Source organism: Burkholderia seminalis (genome assembly GCF_001718535.1).
Taxonomy (GTDB): Bacteria; Pseudomonadota; Gammaproteobacteria; order Burkholderiales; family Burkholderiaceae; genus Burkholderia; species Burkholderia seminalis.
The window spans coordinates 2,004,245-2,021,233 of sequence record NZ_CP013400.1 but is presented as its reverse complement, the minus strand read 5'-3'; the positions used below and the strand labels follow the sequence as shown (position 1 = coordinate 2,021,233).

Sequence of the window (16,989 nt, the reverse complement as noted above, 5' to 3'; positions counted from 1 at the left end):
CGGCGATCATTGTAGGCCGATGCCGCCCGCCATTCGTTCGCGTCGTTTGGCGGGCCGCGTCATTCGACGGTGATCGTCTCCTTCATGTACGGGTGAATCCCGCAGAACACCTTGTAGACGCCCGGCTTGTCGAAGCGAAAGGAGTAGGTGTCGCCCTGGTCGAGCGCCGCCGAGTGAAAGATGCCGGCATCGTTGACGACGGTGTGCGGTTCGCCGTCGAGGTTCTTCCACGTGACGGTCGTGCCGGCCTTGATCGTGGTCGACATCGGCGAAAACATGAAATTGCGGATCGTCACGAGCGGGCCGGCCGGGCCCTGCGCGAACGCGGCGAGCGGCGTGCCGGCGGCGGCCGCGCACAGGATCAGCGCGGCGACGGTGCGGGTTGGCATGAAGCGGATCATGTCGTTCTCCTTGTTTTCATCAGGCCAGCGTCGTGTCGTGAAGCGACGACGCAACCGGATGGCCGGCGAATTCGACGGTCGTCACGCCGAGCATCGCGGGCAGCCGGTCGCGCGGCACCGTGAGCGGCACGGGGCCCGGGCCGTTGCCGGCCGTCGGCTGCGGGAACGCGGTGGAGCGCGCGGTATGGAACGTCACGTTGCCCTCGACCTTCGACACGATCTGGTGAATGTGCCCGTTCAGCACGGTGACCGAGCCGAAGCGGCGCAGCAGCGCCATCGTCTGCGGCGCGTCGCCGGTGCCCCAGCCCCACGGTTCGTAGATGGTCCACATCGGCATGTGCGAGAACACCACGATCGGCGTGCTCGACGAGCGGCCCTTCAGGTCCTGCGCGAGCCATGCGAGCTGGTCGTCGCCGAAACTGCCGAGCCCGTTCGGCTTGAAGTGCATCACGTTGACGAGGCCGATGAAATGCACGCCCGCGTGATCGAAGCTGTAATAACCGCGGTTGTCCGACGCCTTGCCGAACCGGCCGAAATATTCGGCGCCCGACCCGTCGGTGACGTCGTGCTCGCCGGGCACCGTGTGCAGTTCCGGCACGCGCAGCGCGGCCAGCAATTGCGACGCGTGGTCGAACTCCTCGGGCTTGGACAGGTGCGTGATGTCGCCCGTATGGATGGCCAGCGCCGGCATCGCGGGCATCCCGTTGACGAGTTCGATCGTCTGCTTGAGCGTGGCCGATACATCGGGATTCGCGTCCTTGTTGAAGCCGATGTGCGTATCGCTGATCTGCACGAACAGCGGCTTGCCCGCGTCGGCCGGGCGCGCATCGCCGGTCTGCGCGAGCGCGAGGTCGAACGGCGTCAGGATGCCGCCCGACAGCGTAAACAGCGTGCCGAGGCCGCCGAAGGCCATGCATTGCAGGGCCTTGCGGCGCGACGGGCGGGTAGGGGTCGATGAAGACATGGGAGCCTCGCAATCGTGTGACGAAACCGGACGGCCGGATCGTCCTGGAATAAGCCGGCGCCTTCGGATGCGATACCGGCGAAGCGGCGGATTTATTCCCGCGCACGACGCGGTCGACCCCACGTGTTCGCGGCTTCCGGGGCGCCGCGCGATGCCTGGAGGATGACCCGTCAATGTCCTGTAAGTGACACGTCATATTTGCGTCACGGCCGACCGATAGCCTGCGACTCCGAATCACCTCTCTCCGGAGCCCCTTCATGCCGAACCTCGCGGCAACGGAAACGGGCGGCGCGGTCGGCCGCCGCACGCGCACGACCCGCCTCGTGCGGTTCTTTCTGATCGTTGCCTGCGGCATCGCCCATGTCGGCGTTCATCCCGATGCCGAGCCGAGTCCCGTCAAGGAACGCGCGGTCCCGCCGTTCCTGCTGCTGTTCGTCGCGCGGCTGACGGCCGGGATGGCCGGCGCGTACGGGCTGCCGGTATGACTGCGCACGGGCTGTCCTGATTCGCGCCGCGGGGCGCGACGCCTGGCCGCGAGACCGGCGGCCGGACCCATCGACTTTCAATTCGACACAACACGCTACCGATGGATCTCAGTTTCTTCGACCCGAATCGCACCGCCAACGCGTCCGCGTGGCGCGTGCTCCCCAATCGCTGGGACGCCGTCGCGTTTCCGCTGATCATCGGCATCCTCGCGATGGCGATCGTCGGTTTTCACGAGACGATGGCGCCGATCGGCGTACTGCAGACGCAGAAGATCTCGCTCGACCCGTCGAACCTGCCCGAATACGCGTTGCGCACCACGCTGCGGATGCTCGCGGCGATGGTCGCGTCGCTCGCGTTCACGCTCGTCTACGGCACGCTCGCCGCGAAAAGCCGCCGTGCGGGCATGGTGCTGATCCCGATCCTCGACATCCTGCAGTCGGTGCCGGTGCTCGGCTACATCTCGTTTACCGTCACGTTCTTCCTCGCGCTGTTCCCGGGCCGCGTGCTCGGCGCCGAACTGGCGGCGATCTTCGCGATTTTCACGAGCCAGGCGTGGAACATGACGTTCAGCTTCTACCAGTCGCTGCGCACGGTGCCGCGCGACCTGAGCGAAGTGTCGCGCGGCTTTCACCTGACGCCGTGGCAGCGGTTCTGGAAGCTCGACGTACCGTTCTCGCTGCCGGGCCTGATCTGGAACATGATGATGTCGATGTCGGGCGGCTGGTTCTTCGTCGTCGCGTCGGAGGCGATCACGGTCGGCAACCAGACGATCACGCTGCCGGGCATCGGCGCGTATCTCGCGCAAGCGATCTCGGACAAGAACCTCGGCGCGGTCGGCTGGGTGATCGTCGCGATGTCGGTCGTGATCCTTGCCTATGACCAGTTCCTGTTCCGGCCGCTCGTCGCATGGGCCGACAAGTTCCGGATGGAGAACACCGCGTCGGGCGATGCGCCGCAATCCTGGCTGCTCGACATGATGCGCCGCACGCACCTGATCCATCAGCTGCTCGTGCCGGCCGGCTGGCTGCTGTCGCAGGCCGCGCGGATTCCGCTGCGCGTGCCGTCGCGGAAGGGCGCGCGCTCGCGCGGCGCATCGTCGCGCCGCGCATCGCGCCTCGGCGACATCGTGTGGGGCGCGTTCGTGATCCTGCTGACGGCGTACGTCGCGTGGCGCGTCGTCAGCTTCGTCGCGACCGGTGTGACGATGGGCGAGGTCGGCCACGTGCTCGTGCTCGGGCTCATCACGCTGCTGCGCGTGCTGGTGCTGATCGCGATCGCGTCGCTGGTCTGGGTGCCGCTCGGCGTGCTGATCGGGCTGCGTCCGAAGCTGGCCGAGAAGATCCAGCCGCTCGCGCAGTTCCTCGCTGCGTTCCCGGCCAACCTGCTGTTTCCGGTATTCGTCATCGTGATCGTCCACTTCCACCTGAACGCGGACATCTGGCTGTCGCCGCTGATCGTGCTCGGCACGCAGTGGTACATCCTGTTCAACGTGATCGCGGGCGCGATGTCCTATCCGAACGACTACAAGGAAGCGACGAAGAATTTCCGCATCCGCGGCTGGCAGTGGTGGCGGCAGGCGATCCTGCCCGGCATCTTCCCGTACTACGTGACCGGTGCGATCACCGCGTCGGGCGGCGCATGGAACGCGAGCATCGTGTCCGAGTTCGTGCAGTGGGGCGACACGAAGGTCGTTGCGCACGGCCTTGGCGCGTACATCGCGCAGACCACCGCCGCCGGCGATTTCCCGAAGATCATCCTGGGCATCGCCGTGATGTCCCTGTTCGTCACCCTGTTCAACCGTCTGCTGTGGCGTCCGATGTACGCCTACGCGGAATCCCGGCTCCGTCTCGATTGAGAGTAAGCGCGATGCAACCAAATTCGACCGTTATCAACGCACCCACCAAGACGTCCCAGCCGCTGCAGCCGCCGCGCCTCGGCGAGGAAATCCTGCGCGTCGAGCACGTCAACCGCGGCTTCAACAAGACGCAGGGCGAACTGCTCGTGCTCGACGATGCGAACCTGTCGCTGCGCGAAGGCGAGATCGTCGGGCTGCTCGGCCGTTCGGGCTCGGGCAAGTCGACGCTGCTGCGCATCATCGCCGGCCTGATCGAACCGACCGGCGGCGAGGTGACCTACCTCGGCAAGCCGCTGACCGGCCCGGCCGAAGGCGTCGCGATGGTGTTCCAGACCTTCGCGCTGTTCCCGTGGCTCACCGTGCTGCAGAACGTGGAAGCCGGCCTCGAGGCGCTCGGCGTCGGCGCGCGCGAGCGGCGCGAGCGCGCGCTGGCCGCGATCGACCTGATCGGTCTGGACGGCTTCGAGAACGCGTACCCGCGCGAGCTGTCGGGCGGCATGCGCCAGCGCGTCGGTTTTGCGCGCGCGCTCGTGGTCGATCCGACGATCCTGCTGATGGACGAGCCGTTCTCGGCGCTCGACGTGCTGACGGCCGAAACGCTGCGTACCGACCTGCTCGATCTGTGGACGCAAGGCCGCATGCCGATCAAGTCGGTGCTGATCGTCACGCACAACATCGAGGAAGCCGTGTTCATGTGCGACCGGATCCTCGTGCTGTCGTCGAACCCGGGCCGCGTGATCGCCGAGATCAAGGTGCCGTTCAAGCATCCGCGCAACCGGCTCGATACCGATTTCCGCAAGCTGGTCGACGACATCTACGCGAAGATGACGGCGCGCCAGACCGGCGAGGCGACGAAGAAGGGGCTCGAACTCGGCAGCTGGATGCCGCGCGTGTCGACCAACCTGATGGCCGGCCTGATCGAGACGCTCGCGATGGCGCCGTACCACGGCCGCGCGGACATGCCGGAAATCGCGCGTACGCTGCATCTGGAAGTCGACGAACTGTTCCCGATCGCCGAAGTGCTGCAGCACCTCGGTTTCGCGGACGTGCGCGAAGGCGACGTGTTCCTGACGCCGCCCGCACGCGTGTTCGCGGAATTCGGCACGCAGGAGCGCAAGCTGATGTTTGCCGATCATCTGCTGAAGCACGTGCCGCTGGCGGCCCGGATCAAGAAGGTGCTGAACGAGCGCCCGGGCCATCGCGCGCCGCGCGTGCGCTTCGAGCAGGAACTGGAGGATTTCCTGTCGGACGAAGCAGCCGAGGAAACGCTCGACGCGGTGATCGACTGGGGCCGTTACGGCGAAGTCTTTTCGTACAACGACAAGACGGAGGTGTTCAGTCTCGAGGATGTCGAGAGCTGAGGGCCGGGCCCGGATGGCGAGCGATCGTCATTCGGGCAAATCCCGCTGATTCGTATCCTGCTCGATCCCCCCGGTACTGAGCCGCTCGATCTTCTCCATCCGCTGCCGCGCGAGTTCCGGCAGCCGGTTCGTCACGCCGATCACCAGCGCTTCGGCGAGCGCCAGCGCCGGCACGTTGGTCTGCAGCATCGCGAACGGGCGCCCCTGGATGCGCAGCACGATTTCCGCGAATTCGCCGATCGGCGAGCGCCATTCGTCGGTGATCAGCAGGATGCGCGTGCCGAGCCGGTGCGCGGCCTGCGCGAAGCGGATGCTGTCCTTCTGGTAACGGCGGAAATCGAAGATCACGAGCACGTCGTCGCGCCCCATGTCGACCAGTGCGGCCGACGCGAGATTCACGTTCGGCTCGACATGGTGGACATGCGGCCGCGCGTAGGCCAGCGTGAACGAAAACAGCGACGCGAGCGGCGCCGTATAGCGCCCGCCGCCGCAGAAGACGCGCACGCCCGGATCGGCCAGCACTGCCACCGCGGCGTCGAATGCCGCCGCGTCGAGCTTGTCGATCGTGGTCGCGAGCGACCCGGACAGCCGCTCGAAAATCGCCGCATGACTGTCGCGCATGCCCGTTTCCGAGTGGAACGCGTCCATCCGCGCGAGCGGCGAATTCATGGCGGTGTCGATCTCGTCGTGCAGCGCCTGCTGGAACGACGAGTAGTTCGGAAAACCGATCCGGACGACGAAGCGGAATACGGTCGGGTCGCTGACTTCCGCCTGCTTCGCGAACTGCGCGATGGGCCCCAGCCCGAGACTGGGATAGCGATCCAGCAACGCCTGCGCGACTTTCTGTTCCGACGGCGTGAAGCTATCCATCTGGGATAGCAGCAACGCCCTGATGCTCGTCCCCATCGGGCACTCCGGCTCTCTTATCTGAATGACAAACGGCAGACCTGGGTCTGCAGGCGACTCCGCGCATGTTAGCCGATCGACGGACGGCGGGCCGCGACCGTCCCGATATGGGAGGGACGTCTCGCCTGTTCCGATGGCGCGTGCATGAGTGTAATGAAATAAACATGTGAAGGGATTTTTATTGACGAATCACCGCCTTGGATTCAGTGATAACCCTAGGTTTTGGCCCAAAAAAACGAGTGCTATGATCGCGCCTCGCTGAAATGTATCGTTTATTACATGGTTGTCGAGCGACGCATGCCGGCCCGGTCCGGTTTATTTGTCTGGAGGATTCCGTCATGAGGCGGCTCGTAGTACTCACCCTGTTGTCGGCCGTGAGCGTGTGCGCGTTCGCCGCATCGGACCCGGCGGTCGAAGCGAAGAACGGCATGGTCGTGTCGTCGCAGCACTTCGCGTCGCAGATCGGCGTCGACATCCTGAAGGCGGGCGGCAACGCGGTGGACGCGGCGGTGGCGGTCGGCTATGCGCAGGCCGTGACGAATTCGTGCTGCGGCAACATCGGCGGCGGCGGTTTCATGACGCTCCACCTGGCCGACGGCCGCGACCGCTTCATCAATTTCCGCGAGACCGCGCCGGCCGCGGCGTCCGCGAACATGTATCTCGATGCGGCGGGCAACGTCATTCCGGAGCAGAGCCTGTACGGTTATCGCGCGGTCGGCGTGCCGGGCACGGTGGCCGGCCTCGATCTCGCGCAGCGCAAGTACGGGAAACTCACGCGCAAGCAGGTGATGGCGCCGGCGATCCGGCTCGCGCGCGACGGCTTCGTGCTGACGCGCGGCGATACGGACATTCTCGATACGACGGTCGAACGCTTCAGGAAGGACCCGGAAGCCGCGCGCATCTTCCTGCGCCCGGACGGCACGCCGCTGCAGCCGGGCGACCGCCTGGTGCAGAAGGACCTGGCCCGCACGCTCGAGCGCATCGCGGAGCAGGGGCCCGACGCGTTCTATCACGGCGAGATTCCGAAGATCGTCGAAGCGGCCGCCAGGCGCGGCGGCGGCGTGATCACGGCCGCCGACTTCGCGTCCTACCGCGCGCAGGACATGGCGCCGCTGACGTGCACGTATCGCGGCTACGAGTTCGTGTCGGCGCCGCCGCCGAGCTCGGGCGGCGTGACGATGTGCGAGACGCTGAACATCCTCGAAGGGTATGACCTGCGCAAGCTCGGCTATCACTCGGCCGCTGCGGTCCATTACATGACCGAAGCGATGCGCCATGCATACGAAGACCGCAACACGCTGCTCGGCGATCCGAACTTCATCGACAACCCGGTCGCGAAGCTGACGAGCAAGGAATACGCGGCGCAGATCCGCAAGAGCATCCATGCCGACACGGCCACGCCGTCGGTCGACGTGCAGCCCGGTGTCGGCGTCCACGAGAAGCCGGAAACGACGCATTACTCGATCGTCGACCACGACGGCAACGCGGTGTCGACGACCTATACGGTCAACGGCCGTTTCGGCGCCGTGGTCATCGCGCCGGGCACGGGCTTCTTCCTGAACGACGAGATGGACGACTTCACGGTGAAGGTCGGCGCGCAGAACCTGTTCGGCCTCGTGCAGGGCACGCGCAACTCGATCGCGCCGGGCAAGCGTCCGCTGTCGTCGATGGCGCCGACCATCGTCAAGAAGGACGGCAAGGTGTTCATGGTGGTCGGGTCGCCGGGCGGCTCGCGCATCATCACGATCACGCTGCAGACCGTGCTGAACGTGATCGACTACGGGATGACGCCGCAGGACGCGGTCGCCGCGCCGCGCATCCATCACCAGTGGCTGCCGGACGAGGTCTATTACGAAACCTACGGCCTGTCGCCCGATACGCTCGCGATTCTGCGCAACATGGGCTACAAGATGGTCGAGCAGACGCCCTGGGGGGCCGCCGAGCTGATCCTGGTCGGCCTGCCGGGCACCGAAGCGGCGAGCCGCCAGAGTTCCGGGAACGATTCGTCGGTGTCCGGCAACGTGCGGCCCGGTTTCATCTACGGCTACAACGATCCGCGCCGTCCGGCCGGTTCGGCGATCGGCTACTGAGCCGGTCGCATCCCGCTGAACGGCCGCCGCCGGTGTTCGCTTTCCCGCGAATGCCGTCGCGGCGGCGGCAGGTCCGTTCGCGGACACTCGCAAGCCCGACCGGCTTGCCACGCGCGCCCCGCGGCACGGCACGGCTCGCGCGCGGTTTTATCCGTCAACCCCTTTACCGTGCACGGACTCCGTCATGAACAAACGAATGTCAGCGGCAGGCTGGATCCTGCTCGCGATGGCGGCCGGCATCTTCATCGGCTACCTGATCTACACGCAGCTTCCGGACAAGCAGTCGGCCGCGGAAATCGCCGGCTACATCTCGCTCGTGTCCGACGTGTTCCTGCGGCTGATCAAGATGGTGATCGGCCCGCTGGTGTTCTCGACCCTCGTCGTCGGCATCGCGCACATGGGCGACGCGTCGTCGGTCGGGCGCGTGTTCGTGAAGGCGTTCGGCTGGTTCGTCACCGCGTCGCTGGTCTCGCTGCTGCTGGGCCTGCTGATGGCGAACCTGCTGCGGCCCGGCGAGAACCTCGGGCTGCCGCTGCCGGATATCGGTGCGTCCGCGCACCTCGCGACGTCCAAGTTCACGCTGAAGGATTTCGTCGGCCACATGGTGCCGAAATCGATCGCCGAGGCGATGGCGAACAACGAGATCCTGCAGATCGTCGTGTTCTCGATGTTCTTCGGCGTCGCGCTGTCGGCGCTCGGCGAGCATGGCAAGATTCTCGTCGCCGCGATCGACCAGCTCGCGCACGTGATGCTGAAGATCACCGGCTACGTGATGAAGCTCGCGCCGCTCGCGGTGATGGCCGCGATGGCGTCGACCGTCGCGGTCAACGGGCTGTCGATCCTGCTGAAGTTCGCGGTGTTCATGGGCGACTTCTACATGAGCCTCATGCTGCTGTGGACGACGCTCGTCGCCGCCGGGCTGCTGTTCCTCGGCCGCCGGGTGTTCAGGCTGCTGGTGCTGATCAAGGAAGCGTTCATGCTGTCGTTCGCGACCGCGAGCTCGGAAGCCGCGTACCCGAAGATCCTCGATGCGCTCGACCGGTTCGGCGTGCGCCGCAAGATCTCGAGCTTCGTGATGCCGATGGGGTATTCGTTCAACCTCGACGGCTCGATGATGTACTGCACGTTCGCGTCGCTGTTCATCGCGCAGGCCTACAACATCCACCTGTCGCTCGGCACGCAGGTCACGATGCTGCTGGTCCTGATGCTGACGTCGAAAGGGATGGCCGGCGTGCCGCGCGCGTCGCTCGTCGTGATCGCCGCGACGCTGCACCAGTTCAACATCCCGGAAGCCGGGCTGCTGCTGATTCTTGGCGTCGACACGTTCCTCGACATGGGGCGCTCGGCCACGAACGCGGTCGGCAATTCGATTGCCAGCGCGGTGGTCGCGAAGTGGGAGGGCGAGCTGATGTCGGAGTCCGAAGCACTGGCGCATGCCGCGCATCTCGATGCCGAACTCGAGCGGCAGAACGGCGATCCGCGCACGCCGGCCGGCTCGGCGATCGGTTCCTGACCGGCCTTGGACGGCCCGACGGCCGCCGTCGGGCCGCGATCGGGGGAGGTTTCCCCGCTTCAGGGGCGGGCTGCCGTACCCGCCCCGACGGGAACGTGCTCGAGATACGACGTGTTGGCCAGATCGTCCCGGATATAGCGTCCGCCGTCTTCGTACATGAAGATGTGCCAGTCGTAGTTTCCGCGCATCAGGTCGTGCCACATTCCGACGTAGTGCTCGAGCTGCCGCCATTCCTGTTCGCCGGCGGCGGCCGGCAGCACGTCGCTTTGCCGTAGCGCGCGCTGCTGACGCGTGAATTCCCGATAGGCATCGTCCACCAGGCGCCGGCATTCGTCGATGGCGCGATCGAGCGGCCACCCGCGCTCCCGCTCCAGCACCATCACGAAGTTGTGGACTTCCCCCAGGTGCTTTTCGCGCTCGTACGAGAAGACGTCGTTGACGAGAAACACGGTGTCGAGACTGAGATCGCCCAGTTGGCGTACCGCCGGATGGGCAATCGTGCGCGGAGCGATTTCGTATCCGCAGGTCGCCTCCAGGTGATCGAGCAGCACGCGGGCGCCGACCGATTCACGACGGGGTTCCCAGAAGGTATACAGGCTCGGGTACCGGCCGGCGGCATGCCAGTCCGCTTCCCTGAGCCAGCCGTTGAAGAACTGGCGCCAGTGTTCCTGCGTGCGGCGGCGCCAGTGTTCCGACATGTCGTGCGATGCGCGATGCCAGATGTCGAGAAAGGCGCGAATCAGCGGCGTGTCGCGCGCGACGGACCGGTCGTCCGGATCCCAGGTCAACGCAAAGTAAGGCGCGAGGAAATCGCGGACACGCTGCGGACTTTTCGCGACCAGCCCGCAGGTATCTTCGAGAAGGCCCATCAGCGTGACGAAGTCGGCTGCCAGCTGCACCGCGCGTTCGGGCAGGTTGGGCCAGGTCAGTGCCGCGAACGACGGGCCGCCTATCTGCAGTATGCATTTGGCGGCTTCGTCGTCGCTGGTCTGCAGGCCCATGCGTTTCAGCCATGCGCCGTCGCCCGCGTCGAAGCGTCTCGGGTCGTGGCGGGCATCGGACAGGCGGGGAAGGGCGAAATGCACGTTGGGCATGGAGCACACTCCAGGAGCGTCGAGCCGGGCGCGGATGCGTGTTCAGATACTAGTGAATCGTGCCCGGGATGCAAGCGCGTCGTTCAGGCAAGCGTGCCTGGCAGCATCATTGCATCGGCATTCGAAATATTCCCGTGCGCTGTTGCGACGATGCGGGCAAACACGGGCGGCCCGCACGTCACACGGCTTCCACCGTGTCGATGCACGCCGCGAGCACCATCGCGGCGGCGTTGCCCGGCGTCGAGCCGAGCAGTTGCGGCGCGTAGACGCTGTCGCCGATTTCGATCGCGCGCCCCGACAGCGCGCATACGCCGCGCTTGCGCGTCGTGAACAGCCGCCATTTCTGGTAGCCGTAATGCCCGGTGCACGCGTCGCGCCACGAAATCATCACGGTGTCGGCCGTGGGCCGCTCGAGCACGCTGATGGCCGGCTTGCTCGAGGCGTCCCACGACGGCAACCGGTCGCGCGTGACGGTGCGCCGCCGCGGGCCGCCCCACGAGACGGACGGCATGTCGAAACTGCCGATCGCGGCGACGGTCATGAGCCAGGGCGCTGCAGGGTTGTTCATGTCATGTCCCTCGAAACGTTACGTGGTGCCGCCACGCGCGGCATCACGACAGGCGGATGCGCGGCTGCACCCAGCCGTTGATCCGTTCGGCGATCCACAGCAGGGTCGCCTTGGAGAAACCGTGCAGCGCCTGCTGGTGCCGCCGGTAGAGCATCAGGTGGCTGAACTGCGCGAAACGCCCCTGGATGAAGCCGCCGCGAAAGAACCCGAACTGCCCGAGCGTGCCGAACGCGTCGTAGTCGCTGATCGATACGAGCGCGCCGAAATCGTGGAACGCGAACGGCGGCATCGGCGTGCCGTCGAGCCACGCGGGCAGGTGCTTCGCGAGATGTTCGGCCTGCTGCGTCGCGACCTGCGCGGTGGGCGGCAGCGGCCGCTCGTGGCCGTCGGGCAACAGGCTCGCGCAATCGCCGATCGCGAACACGCGTTCGTCGCCCGTGGCCTGCAGCGTCGGGCCGACGACGACCTGGTTCGCGCGGTTCGTGTCGAGCCCGCCGAGCGCCTGCATGAAATCCGGCGCCTTCACGCCGGCTGCCCAGACCATCAGGTCCGCTTCGGCGAACGAACCGTCGCCGTAGTGGAATCCGTTCGCATCGGCCGACGTGACGCGCGTCGACGTCAGCACGTGAAAACCGATCTGTTCGAGCCGCCGCTGCGCGGACGCGGAAATCCGCGGCGGAAACGCGTTCAGGATGCGCGGGCCGCTTTCGAGCAGCGTGAGCTGCAGCCGCTCGCGCACGGTCTCGTCGCCATAGGCCTGCGCGACCTCCAGCAGGCGGCTCAGCTCCGCCGCGAGTTCGACGCCCGTCGCGCCCGCGCCGACGATCGCGACGCGAAACGGTTCGTCGCGCGCGATGCTGCGGAACACGCGCATCCGCAACGCTTCGTTGAAGGTCTCGGCCTGCTGCTGGCTGTCGATGAAGTAGCAGTGCTCGCGCACGCCCGGCACGCCGAAATCGTTGGCCTGGCTGCCGAGCGCGAGGATCAGCACGTCGTATTCGTGTTCACGCGCCTCGATCACCACCGCGCCGTCCTGCGAGCGGATCTCGCCAAGCTGCACGCGGCGGCGCGCACGATCGAGCCCCTTCAGTTCGCCGGGCTGGTACGTGTAGCCGTGGTCGCGGGCATGGGCGAGGAAGATCACCTGCTGCTGCTGGACGTCGCGCGTGCCGGCCGCGATCGTGTGCAGCATCGGCTTCCAGATGTGCGTCGGACTGCGGTCGACGACGGTGACCTGCGCCCGCCCGGACCGGCCGAGACGCTCGCCCAGGCGGGTCGCAAGCTGCAGCCCGGCGATCCCGCCGCCGACGATGACGATGCGTGTAGGGGTTGTCATGGATAAATCATCACGTGATGAATAAGGTATGATCCTAGCGCTTCCCGGCTCCGCGTGTCAACGGAGTCGGGCGGGCAGCCTCGTTACGGGACGTGAAACCGGGGCCCGAACACAGGCATTCGAACCAATCAAGGGGAGCAGGAAAACGTGGCTGAAGTCACTGAGCGCGTGCCGTCGAAGCGGCGTACGCGCGGGCGGCCGCTGGCGGATGCGTCCGTCGGTCCGGACGTGATATTGCGGGCCGCGCGCCGCACCTTCGCGAAGCGCGGCTACGACGCGACGAGCGTGCGCGAGGTCGCGCGCGAACTGGGCATCGACGCGGCGCTGATCGCCCATCATTTCGGCGCGAAGGAAACGTTGTGGCTGGCCGTGGTCGAGCAGATCGTCGAGCTGGCCGCGCCGTTGTTCGATGCACTGCGCGCGCTGCGCGCGTCGTCGCTGCCGCATCGCGACCGCGTGCGGCGCGCGCTCGAGCTGTGCGTCGATCACGAGTTCGCGGAGCCGGATATCGGCATGTTCTTCTCGACCGCGGCGACCGAGGAGGGCGCGCGGCTCGACCGGCTGCAGGAGCGGCTCGTGCGCCCGTATCACGATGCGATGTTTCCGCTGCTGGCGGAGGCGGTCGAGGCGGGCACGATCCGCCCGGTCGATCCGAACATGCTGTTCTTCATGATCGCGAGCGCGATCGGCATGACGGTGTCGTACAGCCACATGATGCTGGAGTTCACGTCGCTGCCGACGCGGCCGGAGGCGTTCCGGCAGGCCGTGCTCGACGTCGTGTTCGGCGTCGTCGGCGACTGACGGCCGCCGCGCGCGCAATGCGCGCGGTCACGTCGCGGCAACCAGCCCCAGTTCACCGACCGCGTTGCGCGCGGTCTCGCGCAGCGCATCGACGAGCGGCGACGGCGTGCGGTAGGCGATCGCCAGCTCGTACGCCAGCGGGCTGCCCGCCTCCTTCAGTTCGCAGAACGCAATGCCTGGCGGCTGCATCGGCACGAACAGGCGCGGCATCAGCGCGACGCCGATGCCGCCCGCGACGAGCCCGGCCGTCGTCTGCATCTGGCGCGGCTGCTGGACCACGCGCGGCGCGAAACCGGCCTGCGCGCAGGCGGTGACGATCAGCGCATGCATGCCGGGCCCATGGTGCGCGGCGAACATGATCCACGGTTCGTCCGCCAGCTCGGCGAGCGCGATGCGCTTGCGGCGCGCGAGCCGGTGGCCGTCGGGCACCGCGGCCACCATCCGGTCGCGCAGCAGCGGCTCGACGCGCACGTCGCCGGCCTCGGCCACCGGCAGCACGACGAGGCCGACGTCCGTGCGGTCCTGGCGCAGCGCGAGCACCTGCTCGGCGGTCGTGCCTTCTTCCAGCTGGAAATCGACGTCCGGATGCCGCTCCTGGAAGGCGCGCAGGATCAGCGGCAGCAGCGCGTTGACCGTGCTGTCGACGAAGCGCAGCCGCAGCGTCCCGCCGAGACCCGCGCCCGTGCGGCGGGCCACGGCCACCGCGCGCTCGGCCTGCTCGAGCGCGCGCCGCGCCTCGAGCAGGAACGCGTCACCGGCCGGCGTGAGCCGCGAGCCACGGTTGTCGCGTTCGAGCAGGGCGACACCCAGGGCGTCCTCGAGCTTGCGGATCGCCGCGCTGAGCGGCGGCTGCGCCATGTGCAGCCGCTCGGCTGCACGCCGGAAGCTCAGCGTCTCGGCGACCGCGACGAATTGCCTGAACTGGCGCAGATCGATCATGCGATACCGTCCGTGTATCAGTAGGTCATCGAATTCGTATTTTACCTATCACCCTGAGCTGCCCAGAATGTCCCTGTCAACACACGTCGACAGTCAGGAGGGCAGGTCATGACGGGCAGCGAACAGCAACGTACGGCGATCGTCACGGGCGGATCGAGCGGGATCGGCTTCGCGATCGCGAGCAGGCTGGCGCAGGAAGGGTATCGGGTCGCGATCGTCGGGCGCGACCTCGCGCGGCTGGAGGCGGCCGTCGCGCGCCTGGGCGGCGCGGCGATCGGGCAGGCGGGCGACCTGAGTGTGCGGCGCGACGCGGCGGCGGCGGTCGCCGCGATCGTCGCGCGGTGGCCGCGCATCGACGTGCTGGTCAACAATGCGGGGCTGACCGGCCGCGTCGGTTCGGATACCGAAGCGGGCGAGGCCGAAGCCGTGTGGGATACCGTGCTCGACGCGAACCTGAAAAGCCTGTTCCTGACGACGATGGCCGTGCTGCCGCACCTGGCCGACCGTGACGCGCGGATCGTCAACATCGGCTCGATCGCGGCGCGCGCGGGCAGCCTGCTGCCGGGCGGCCTTGCCTATGCCGCCGCGAAGGCCGGTGTCGAGGGATTCACCGTTGCGCTCGCGCGCGAACTCGGGCCGCGCGGCATAACGGTCAATACGGTTGCGCCCGGCTATATCGCCGACACGCGTTTCTTCGGCGACGGCGGCGTCGCGCCGGCCATCGCGGCGACGATCCGCGAGCAGACGCCGGTTGGCCGCGTCGGACATCCGGACGACATCGCCGATGCGGTCGCGTGGCTCGCCGGGCCGCGCGCGTCGTTCGTCACGGGCGCGACGGTGGCGGTAAACGGCGGCTGGCGCGTCGGGTGACGCACACGGCGCACGCCGCGGGCGCGGGGGCGCCGCCGGTCATTCGGCATCCGTCGGCGGCTTGTCGCCGAGCCAGCGCCGTGCGCCGGGCCCATTGCGGCCCGCGCGGTCTTCCGGATTGGTCAGCTTGCAGCGCTTCAGCGACAGGCAGCCGCAGCCGATGCATTCGTCGAGGTTGATGTAGAGCCGCTGCAACTCCTCGATCCGGCTCGCGACGCGCTGCTTCCAGCCGCGCGACAGCCGCTGCCAGTCCTTGTTGCTCGGCGCGGTGTCCTCGGGGAGGCTGACGAGCTGCTCGGCGATCTCGTCGAGCGAATAACCGATCTTCTGCGCGAACACGATGAACGCGATCAGCCGCAGCACCGCGCGCGAATAGTGCCGGTGGCTCGAGCCGTTGCGGTGCGACTTGATCAACCCGCGCGTTTCGTAGAAGCGCAGCGTCGACGCCGGCACGCCGCTGCGCGCGGCCACTTCGCGGATCGACATCAGCGGCCATTGCGGGGTTTCCTGGATACCCATGATGTCCTCCGGGAAAGCTTGACTTGAAGTTAACTTCAACTTTTATGCTACGCGGCAGTTTAACCCGTCGCGAGGCATCATGCTCTCCTTATCCCTACGCAGGACGTCGCCTTTGAGCGTCGCCTGCGCACTGTTGCTGGCGTTGTCGGGCTGTCACGACGGCAAAGGCCCGTCGTCGGCCCAGCCCCTTCCCGAAGTCGGCGTCGCCACGGTCGCGCCGCGCACGGTCCGCCTCGCGGACGCGTTCAACGGGCGCGTCGAAGCGGTCGATGCGGTCGAACTGCGGCCGCGCGTAAGCGGCTATCTGCAGCGTGTCGCGTACAAGGAAGGCGACGCGGTCGCGCAGGGGGCGCTGCTGTTCGAGATCGACCCGCGCCCGTACCGGATCGCGCTCGACCGCGCCAGCGCGCAGCAGCAGCGCGCTCGTGCGGCCGCGAGCCTCGCGCAGGTGCAGCTCAAGCGCGTGCAGACGCTGATCGATGCGCACGCGACGTCGCAGGAAGAACTCGACAACGCGCGCGCGACCGCCGAGCAGGCACGCGCGGACCTGCAGGCGGCCGATGCGGCCGTCGCCGACGCGAAGCTCAATCTCGGCTTCACCGAAGTGCGCGCGCCGATCGCCGGGCGTGTCGGCCGCGCGGTCGCGACCGTCGGCAACCTCGCGCGCGCGGACGACACGCTGCTGACGACCGTCGTGTCGCAGGATCCCGTGTACGTGTATTTCGACTGCGACGAGCAGAGCTACCTGCGCTACAACGCGCGCCGCGCCGATCCGAAGCATCGCGCGATCGGCGCCGATCCCGTGCGCGTGGGCCTCGCGAACGAGACGGGCTTCCCGCACGCGGGCACCGTCGATTTCCTCGACAACCGGCTCGATCCGCGGACCGGCACGATCCGCGCACGCGTGCGGCTGCCGAATGCGGATCATACGTTCACGCCGGGCCTGTACGCGCGCGTGCAGCTCGTCAGCGGCCGCGACGAGGATGCGCTGCTCGTCGACGACAAGGCCGTGCTGACCGACCAGGACCGCAAGTACGTCTACGTGATCGGCCCGGGCGACAAGGCGCTGCGCCGCGACGTGACGATCGGCCGCGAGCTGGAGGGAGAGCGGATCGTCGAGAAGGGGCTGCAGGCAGGCGACCGCGTGGTGGTCGACGGCGTGCAGCGGATCTACTATCCGGGCGCGCAGGTGAAGCCGAAGGCGCTGCCCGCGCGCGCCGAGGCCGGTCGCGCCGCGCAGGCCGTGGCCGACGCCGGCACGCCTGCCGCGCATTGACGGGAGCGAC

Annotated in this window: 16 protein-coding genes; 8 read left to right on the top strand and 8 right to left on the bottom strand. The window is 67.5% G+C overall.

Features of this window, described 5'->3' with window-relative positions; all coding sequences use genetic code 11:
* Positions 1–59: 59 nt before the first annotated feature.
* Entirely contained in the window at positions 60–401 is a 342-nt protein-coding gene (locus WJ12_RS29670) for a plastocyanin/azurin family copper-binding protein (protein ID WP_049031279.1), read from the bottom strand.
* A gap of 19 nt (positions 402–420) precedes the next feature.
* Entirely contained in the window at positions 421–1,365 is a 945-nt protein-coding gene (locus WJ12_RS29665; RefSeq protein WP_034189506.1) for a metallophosphoesterase family protein, read from the bottom strand.
* A 257-nt stretch (positions 1,366–1,622) separates the two neighbouring features.
* Between WJ12_RS29665 and WJ12_RS29660 the strand changes: the two genes are divergently transcribed.
* The 3 genes from WJ12_RS29660 (at position 1,623) to WJ12_RS29650 (ending at position 5,067) form a co-directional block, all read left to right on the top strand.
* Positions 1,623–1,850, top strand: a complete 228-nt coding sequence (locus tag WJ12_RS29660; protein ID WP_059556725.1) for a hypothetical protein — start codon at positions 1,623–1,625, stop codon at positions 1,848–1,850.
* Between the two features lie 101 nt (positions 1,851–1,951).
* A complete protein-coding gene (locus WJ12_RS29655) occupies positions 1,952–3,706 on the top strand; it encodes an ABC transporter permease (RefSeq protein WP_034189508.1) in 1,755 nt (584 codons plus the stop codon).
* An 11-nt stretch (positions 3,707–3,717) separates the two neighbouring features.
* Positions 3,718–5,067 (top strand): ABC transporter ATP-binding protein, encoded by a 1,350-nt coding sequence (locus tag WJ12_RS29650; protein ID WP_069245961.1) that lies wholly within the window; start codon positions 3,718–3,720, stop codon positions 5,065–5,067.
* Between the two features lie 27 nt (positions 5,068–5,094).
* Here WJ12_RS29650 and WJ12_RS29645 read toward each other — a convergent pair whose 3' ends face one another.
* Positions 5,095–5,973 (bottom strand): MurR/RpiR family transcriptional regulator, encoded by an 879-nt coding sequence (locus WJ12_RS29645; protein WP_059557548.1) that lies wholly within the window; start codon positions 5,971–5,973, stop codon positions 5,095–5,097.
* Between the two features lie 338 nt (positions 5,974–6,311).
* Here WJ12_RS29645 and ggt point away from each other — a divergent pair, with 338 nt between their 5' ends.
* Both ggt and WJ12_RS29635 read left to right on the top strand, forming a co-directional pair.
* Entirely contained in the window at positions 6,312–8,063 is a 1,752-nt protein-coding gene (ggt, locus tag WJ12_RS29640; RefSeq protein WP_034189943.1) for a gamma-glutamyltransferase, read from the top strand.
* A 184-nt stretch (positions 8,064–8,247) separates the two neighbouring features.
* Positions 8,248–9,576: a dicarboxylate/amino acid:cation symporter gene (locus WJ12_RS29635; protein ID WP_034189942.1), complete on the top strand. Its 1,329-nt coding sequence runs from the start codon at positions 8,248–8,250 to the stop codon at positions 9,574–9,576.
* A gap of 59 nt (positions 9,577–9,635) precedes the next feature.
* On the opposite strand, the gene WJ12_RS29630 is transcribed toward WJ12_RS29635, so the two are convergent.
* From WJ12_RS29630 to WJ12_RS29620, 3 genes are all read right to left on the bottom strand, one after another.
* Positions 9,636–10,577 (bottom strand): terpene synthase family protein, encoded by a 942-nt coding sequence (locus tag WJ12_RS29630; RefSeq protein ID WP_208606520.1) that lies wholly within the window; start codon positions 10,575–10,577, stop codon positions 9,636–9,638.
* 271 nt (positions 10,578–10,848) lie between these two features.
* Positions 10,849–11,238 (bottom strand): DUF3331 domain-containing protein, encoded by a 390-nt coding sequence (locus tag WJ12_RS29625; protein WP_034189940.1) that lies wholly within the window; start codon positions 11,236–11,238, stop codon positions 10,849–10,851.
* Positions 11,239–11,281: 43 nt separating this feature from the next.
* Positions 11,282–12,574 (bottom strand): NAD(P)/FAD-dependent oxidoreductase, encoded by a 1,293-nt coding sequence (locus WJ12_RS29620; protein WP_059557550.1) that lies wholly within the window; start codon positions 12,572–12,574, stop codon positions 11,282–11,284.
* A gap of 147 nt (positions 12,575–12,721) precedes the next feature.
* Between WJ12_RS29620 and WJ12_RS29615 the strand changes: the two genes are divergently transcribed.
* On the top strand, positions 12,722–13,375 hold the full coding sequence (locus WJ12_RS29615; protein ID WP_034189938.1) for a TetR/AcrR family transcriptional regulator: 654 nt from the start codon (positions 12,722–12,724) through the stop codon (positions 13,373–13,375).
* Positions 13,376–13,402: 27 nt separating this feature from the next.
* Here the strand turns inward: WJ12_RS29615 and WJ12_RS29610 are convergent, their stop codons facing one another.
* Positions 13,403–14,314, bottom strand: coding sequence for a LysR family transcriptional regulator (locus tag WJ12_RS29610; protein ID WP_059557552.1), 912 nt, complete (start codon positions 14,312–14,314; stop codon positions 13,403–13,405).
* Between the two features lie 108 nt (positions 14,315–14,422).
* On the opposite strand from WJ12_RS29610, the gene WJ12_RS29605 reads away from it, so the two are divergent.
* The gene (locus WJ12_RS29605) at positions 14,423–15,184 is read left to right on the top strand and encodes an SDR family NAD(P)-dependent oxidoreductase (RefSeq protein WP_059557554.1); all 762 of its coding nucleotides are present in this window, start codon (positions 14,423–14,425) and stop codon (positions 15,182–15,184) included.
* A gap of 39 nt (positions 15,185–15,223) precedes the next feature.
* Here the strand turns inward: WJ12_RS29605 and soxR are convergent, their stop codons facing one another.
* The gene (gene soxR, locus WJ12_RS29600) at positions 15,224–15,703 is read right to left on the bottom strand and encodes a redox-sensitive transcriptional activator SoxR (RefSeq protein WP_027805447.1); all 480 of its coding nucleotides are present in this window, start codon (positions 15,701–15,703) and stop codon (positions 15,224–15,226) included.
* Positions 15,704–15,782: 79 nt separating this feature from the next.
* Here soxR and WJ12_RS29595 point away from each other — a divergent pair, with 79 nt between their 5' ends.
* Complete coding sequence (locus WJ12_RS29595) at positions 15,783–16,979, top strand: efflux RND transporter periplasmic adaptor subunit (protein ID WP_059557555.1); 1,197 nt, start codon at positions 15,783–15,785, stop codon at positions 16,977–16,979.
* Positions 16,980–16,989: the final 10 nt, after the last annotated feature.

Coding starts and splice junctions, on each gene's coding strand:
- WJ12_RS29660 (WP_059556725.1), top strand. CDS start 1,623: ATGCCGAACCTCGCGGCAACGGAAACGGGCGGCGCGGTCGGCCGCCGC.
- WJ12_RS29610 (WP_059557552.1), bottom strand. CDS start 14,314: ATGATCGATCTGCGCCAGTTCAGGCAATTCGTCGCGGTCGCCGAGACG.
- WJ12_RS29630 (WP_208606520.1), bottom strand. CDS start 10,577: ATGGGCCTGCAGACCAGCGACGACGAAGCCGCCAAATGCATACTGCAG.
- ggt (WP_034189943.1), top strand. CDS start 6,312: ATGAGGCGGCTCGTAGTACTCACCCTGTTGTCGGCCGTGAGCGTGTGC.
- WJ12_RS29635 (WP_034189942.1), top strand. CDS start 8,248: ATGAACAAACGAATGTCAGCGGCAGGCTGGATCCTGCTCGCGATGGCG.
- WJ12_RS29620 (WP_059557550.1), bottom strand. CDS start 12,574: ATGACAACCCCTACACGCATCGTCATCGTCGGCGGCGGGATCGCCGGG.
- WJ12_RS29595 (WP_059557555.1), top strand. CDS start 15,783: ATGCTCTCCTTATCCCTACGCAGGACGTCGCCTTTGAGCGTCGCCTGC.
- WJ12_RS29665 (WP_034189506.1), bottom strand. CDS start 1,365: ATGTCTTCATCGACCCCTACCCGCCCGTCGCGCCGCAAGGCCCTGCAA.
- WJ12_RS29625 (WP_034189940.1), bottom strand. CDS start 11,238: ATGAACAACCCTGCAGCGCCCTGGCTCATGACCGTCGCCGCGATCGGC.
- WJ12_RS29655 (WP_034189508.1), top strand. CDS start 1,952: ATGGATCTCAGTTTCTTCGACCCGAATCGCACCGCCAACGCGTCCGCG.
- WJ12_RS29670 (WP_049031279.1), bottom strand. CDS start 401: ATGATCCGCTTCATGCCAACCCGCACCGTCGCCGCGCTGATCCTGTGC.
- WJ12_RS29605 (WP_059557554.1), top strand. CDS start 14,423: ATGACGGGCAGCGAACAGCAACGTACGGCGATCGTCACGGGCGGATCG.
- soxR (WP_027805447.1), bottom strand. CDS start 15,703: ATGGGTATCCAGGAAACCCCGCAATGGCCGCTGATGTCGATCCGCGAA.
- WJ12_RS29645 (WP_059557548.1), bottom strand. CDS start 5,973: ATGGGGACGAGCATCAGGGCGTTGCTGCTATCCCAGATGGATAGCTTC.
- WJ12_RS29650 (WP_069245961.1), top strand. CDS start 3,718: ATGCAACCAAATTCGACCGTTATCAACGCACCCACCAAGACGTCCCAG.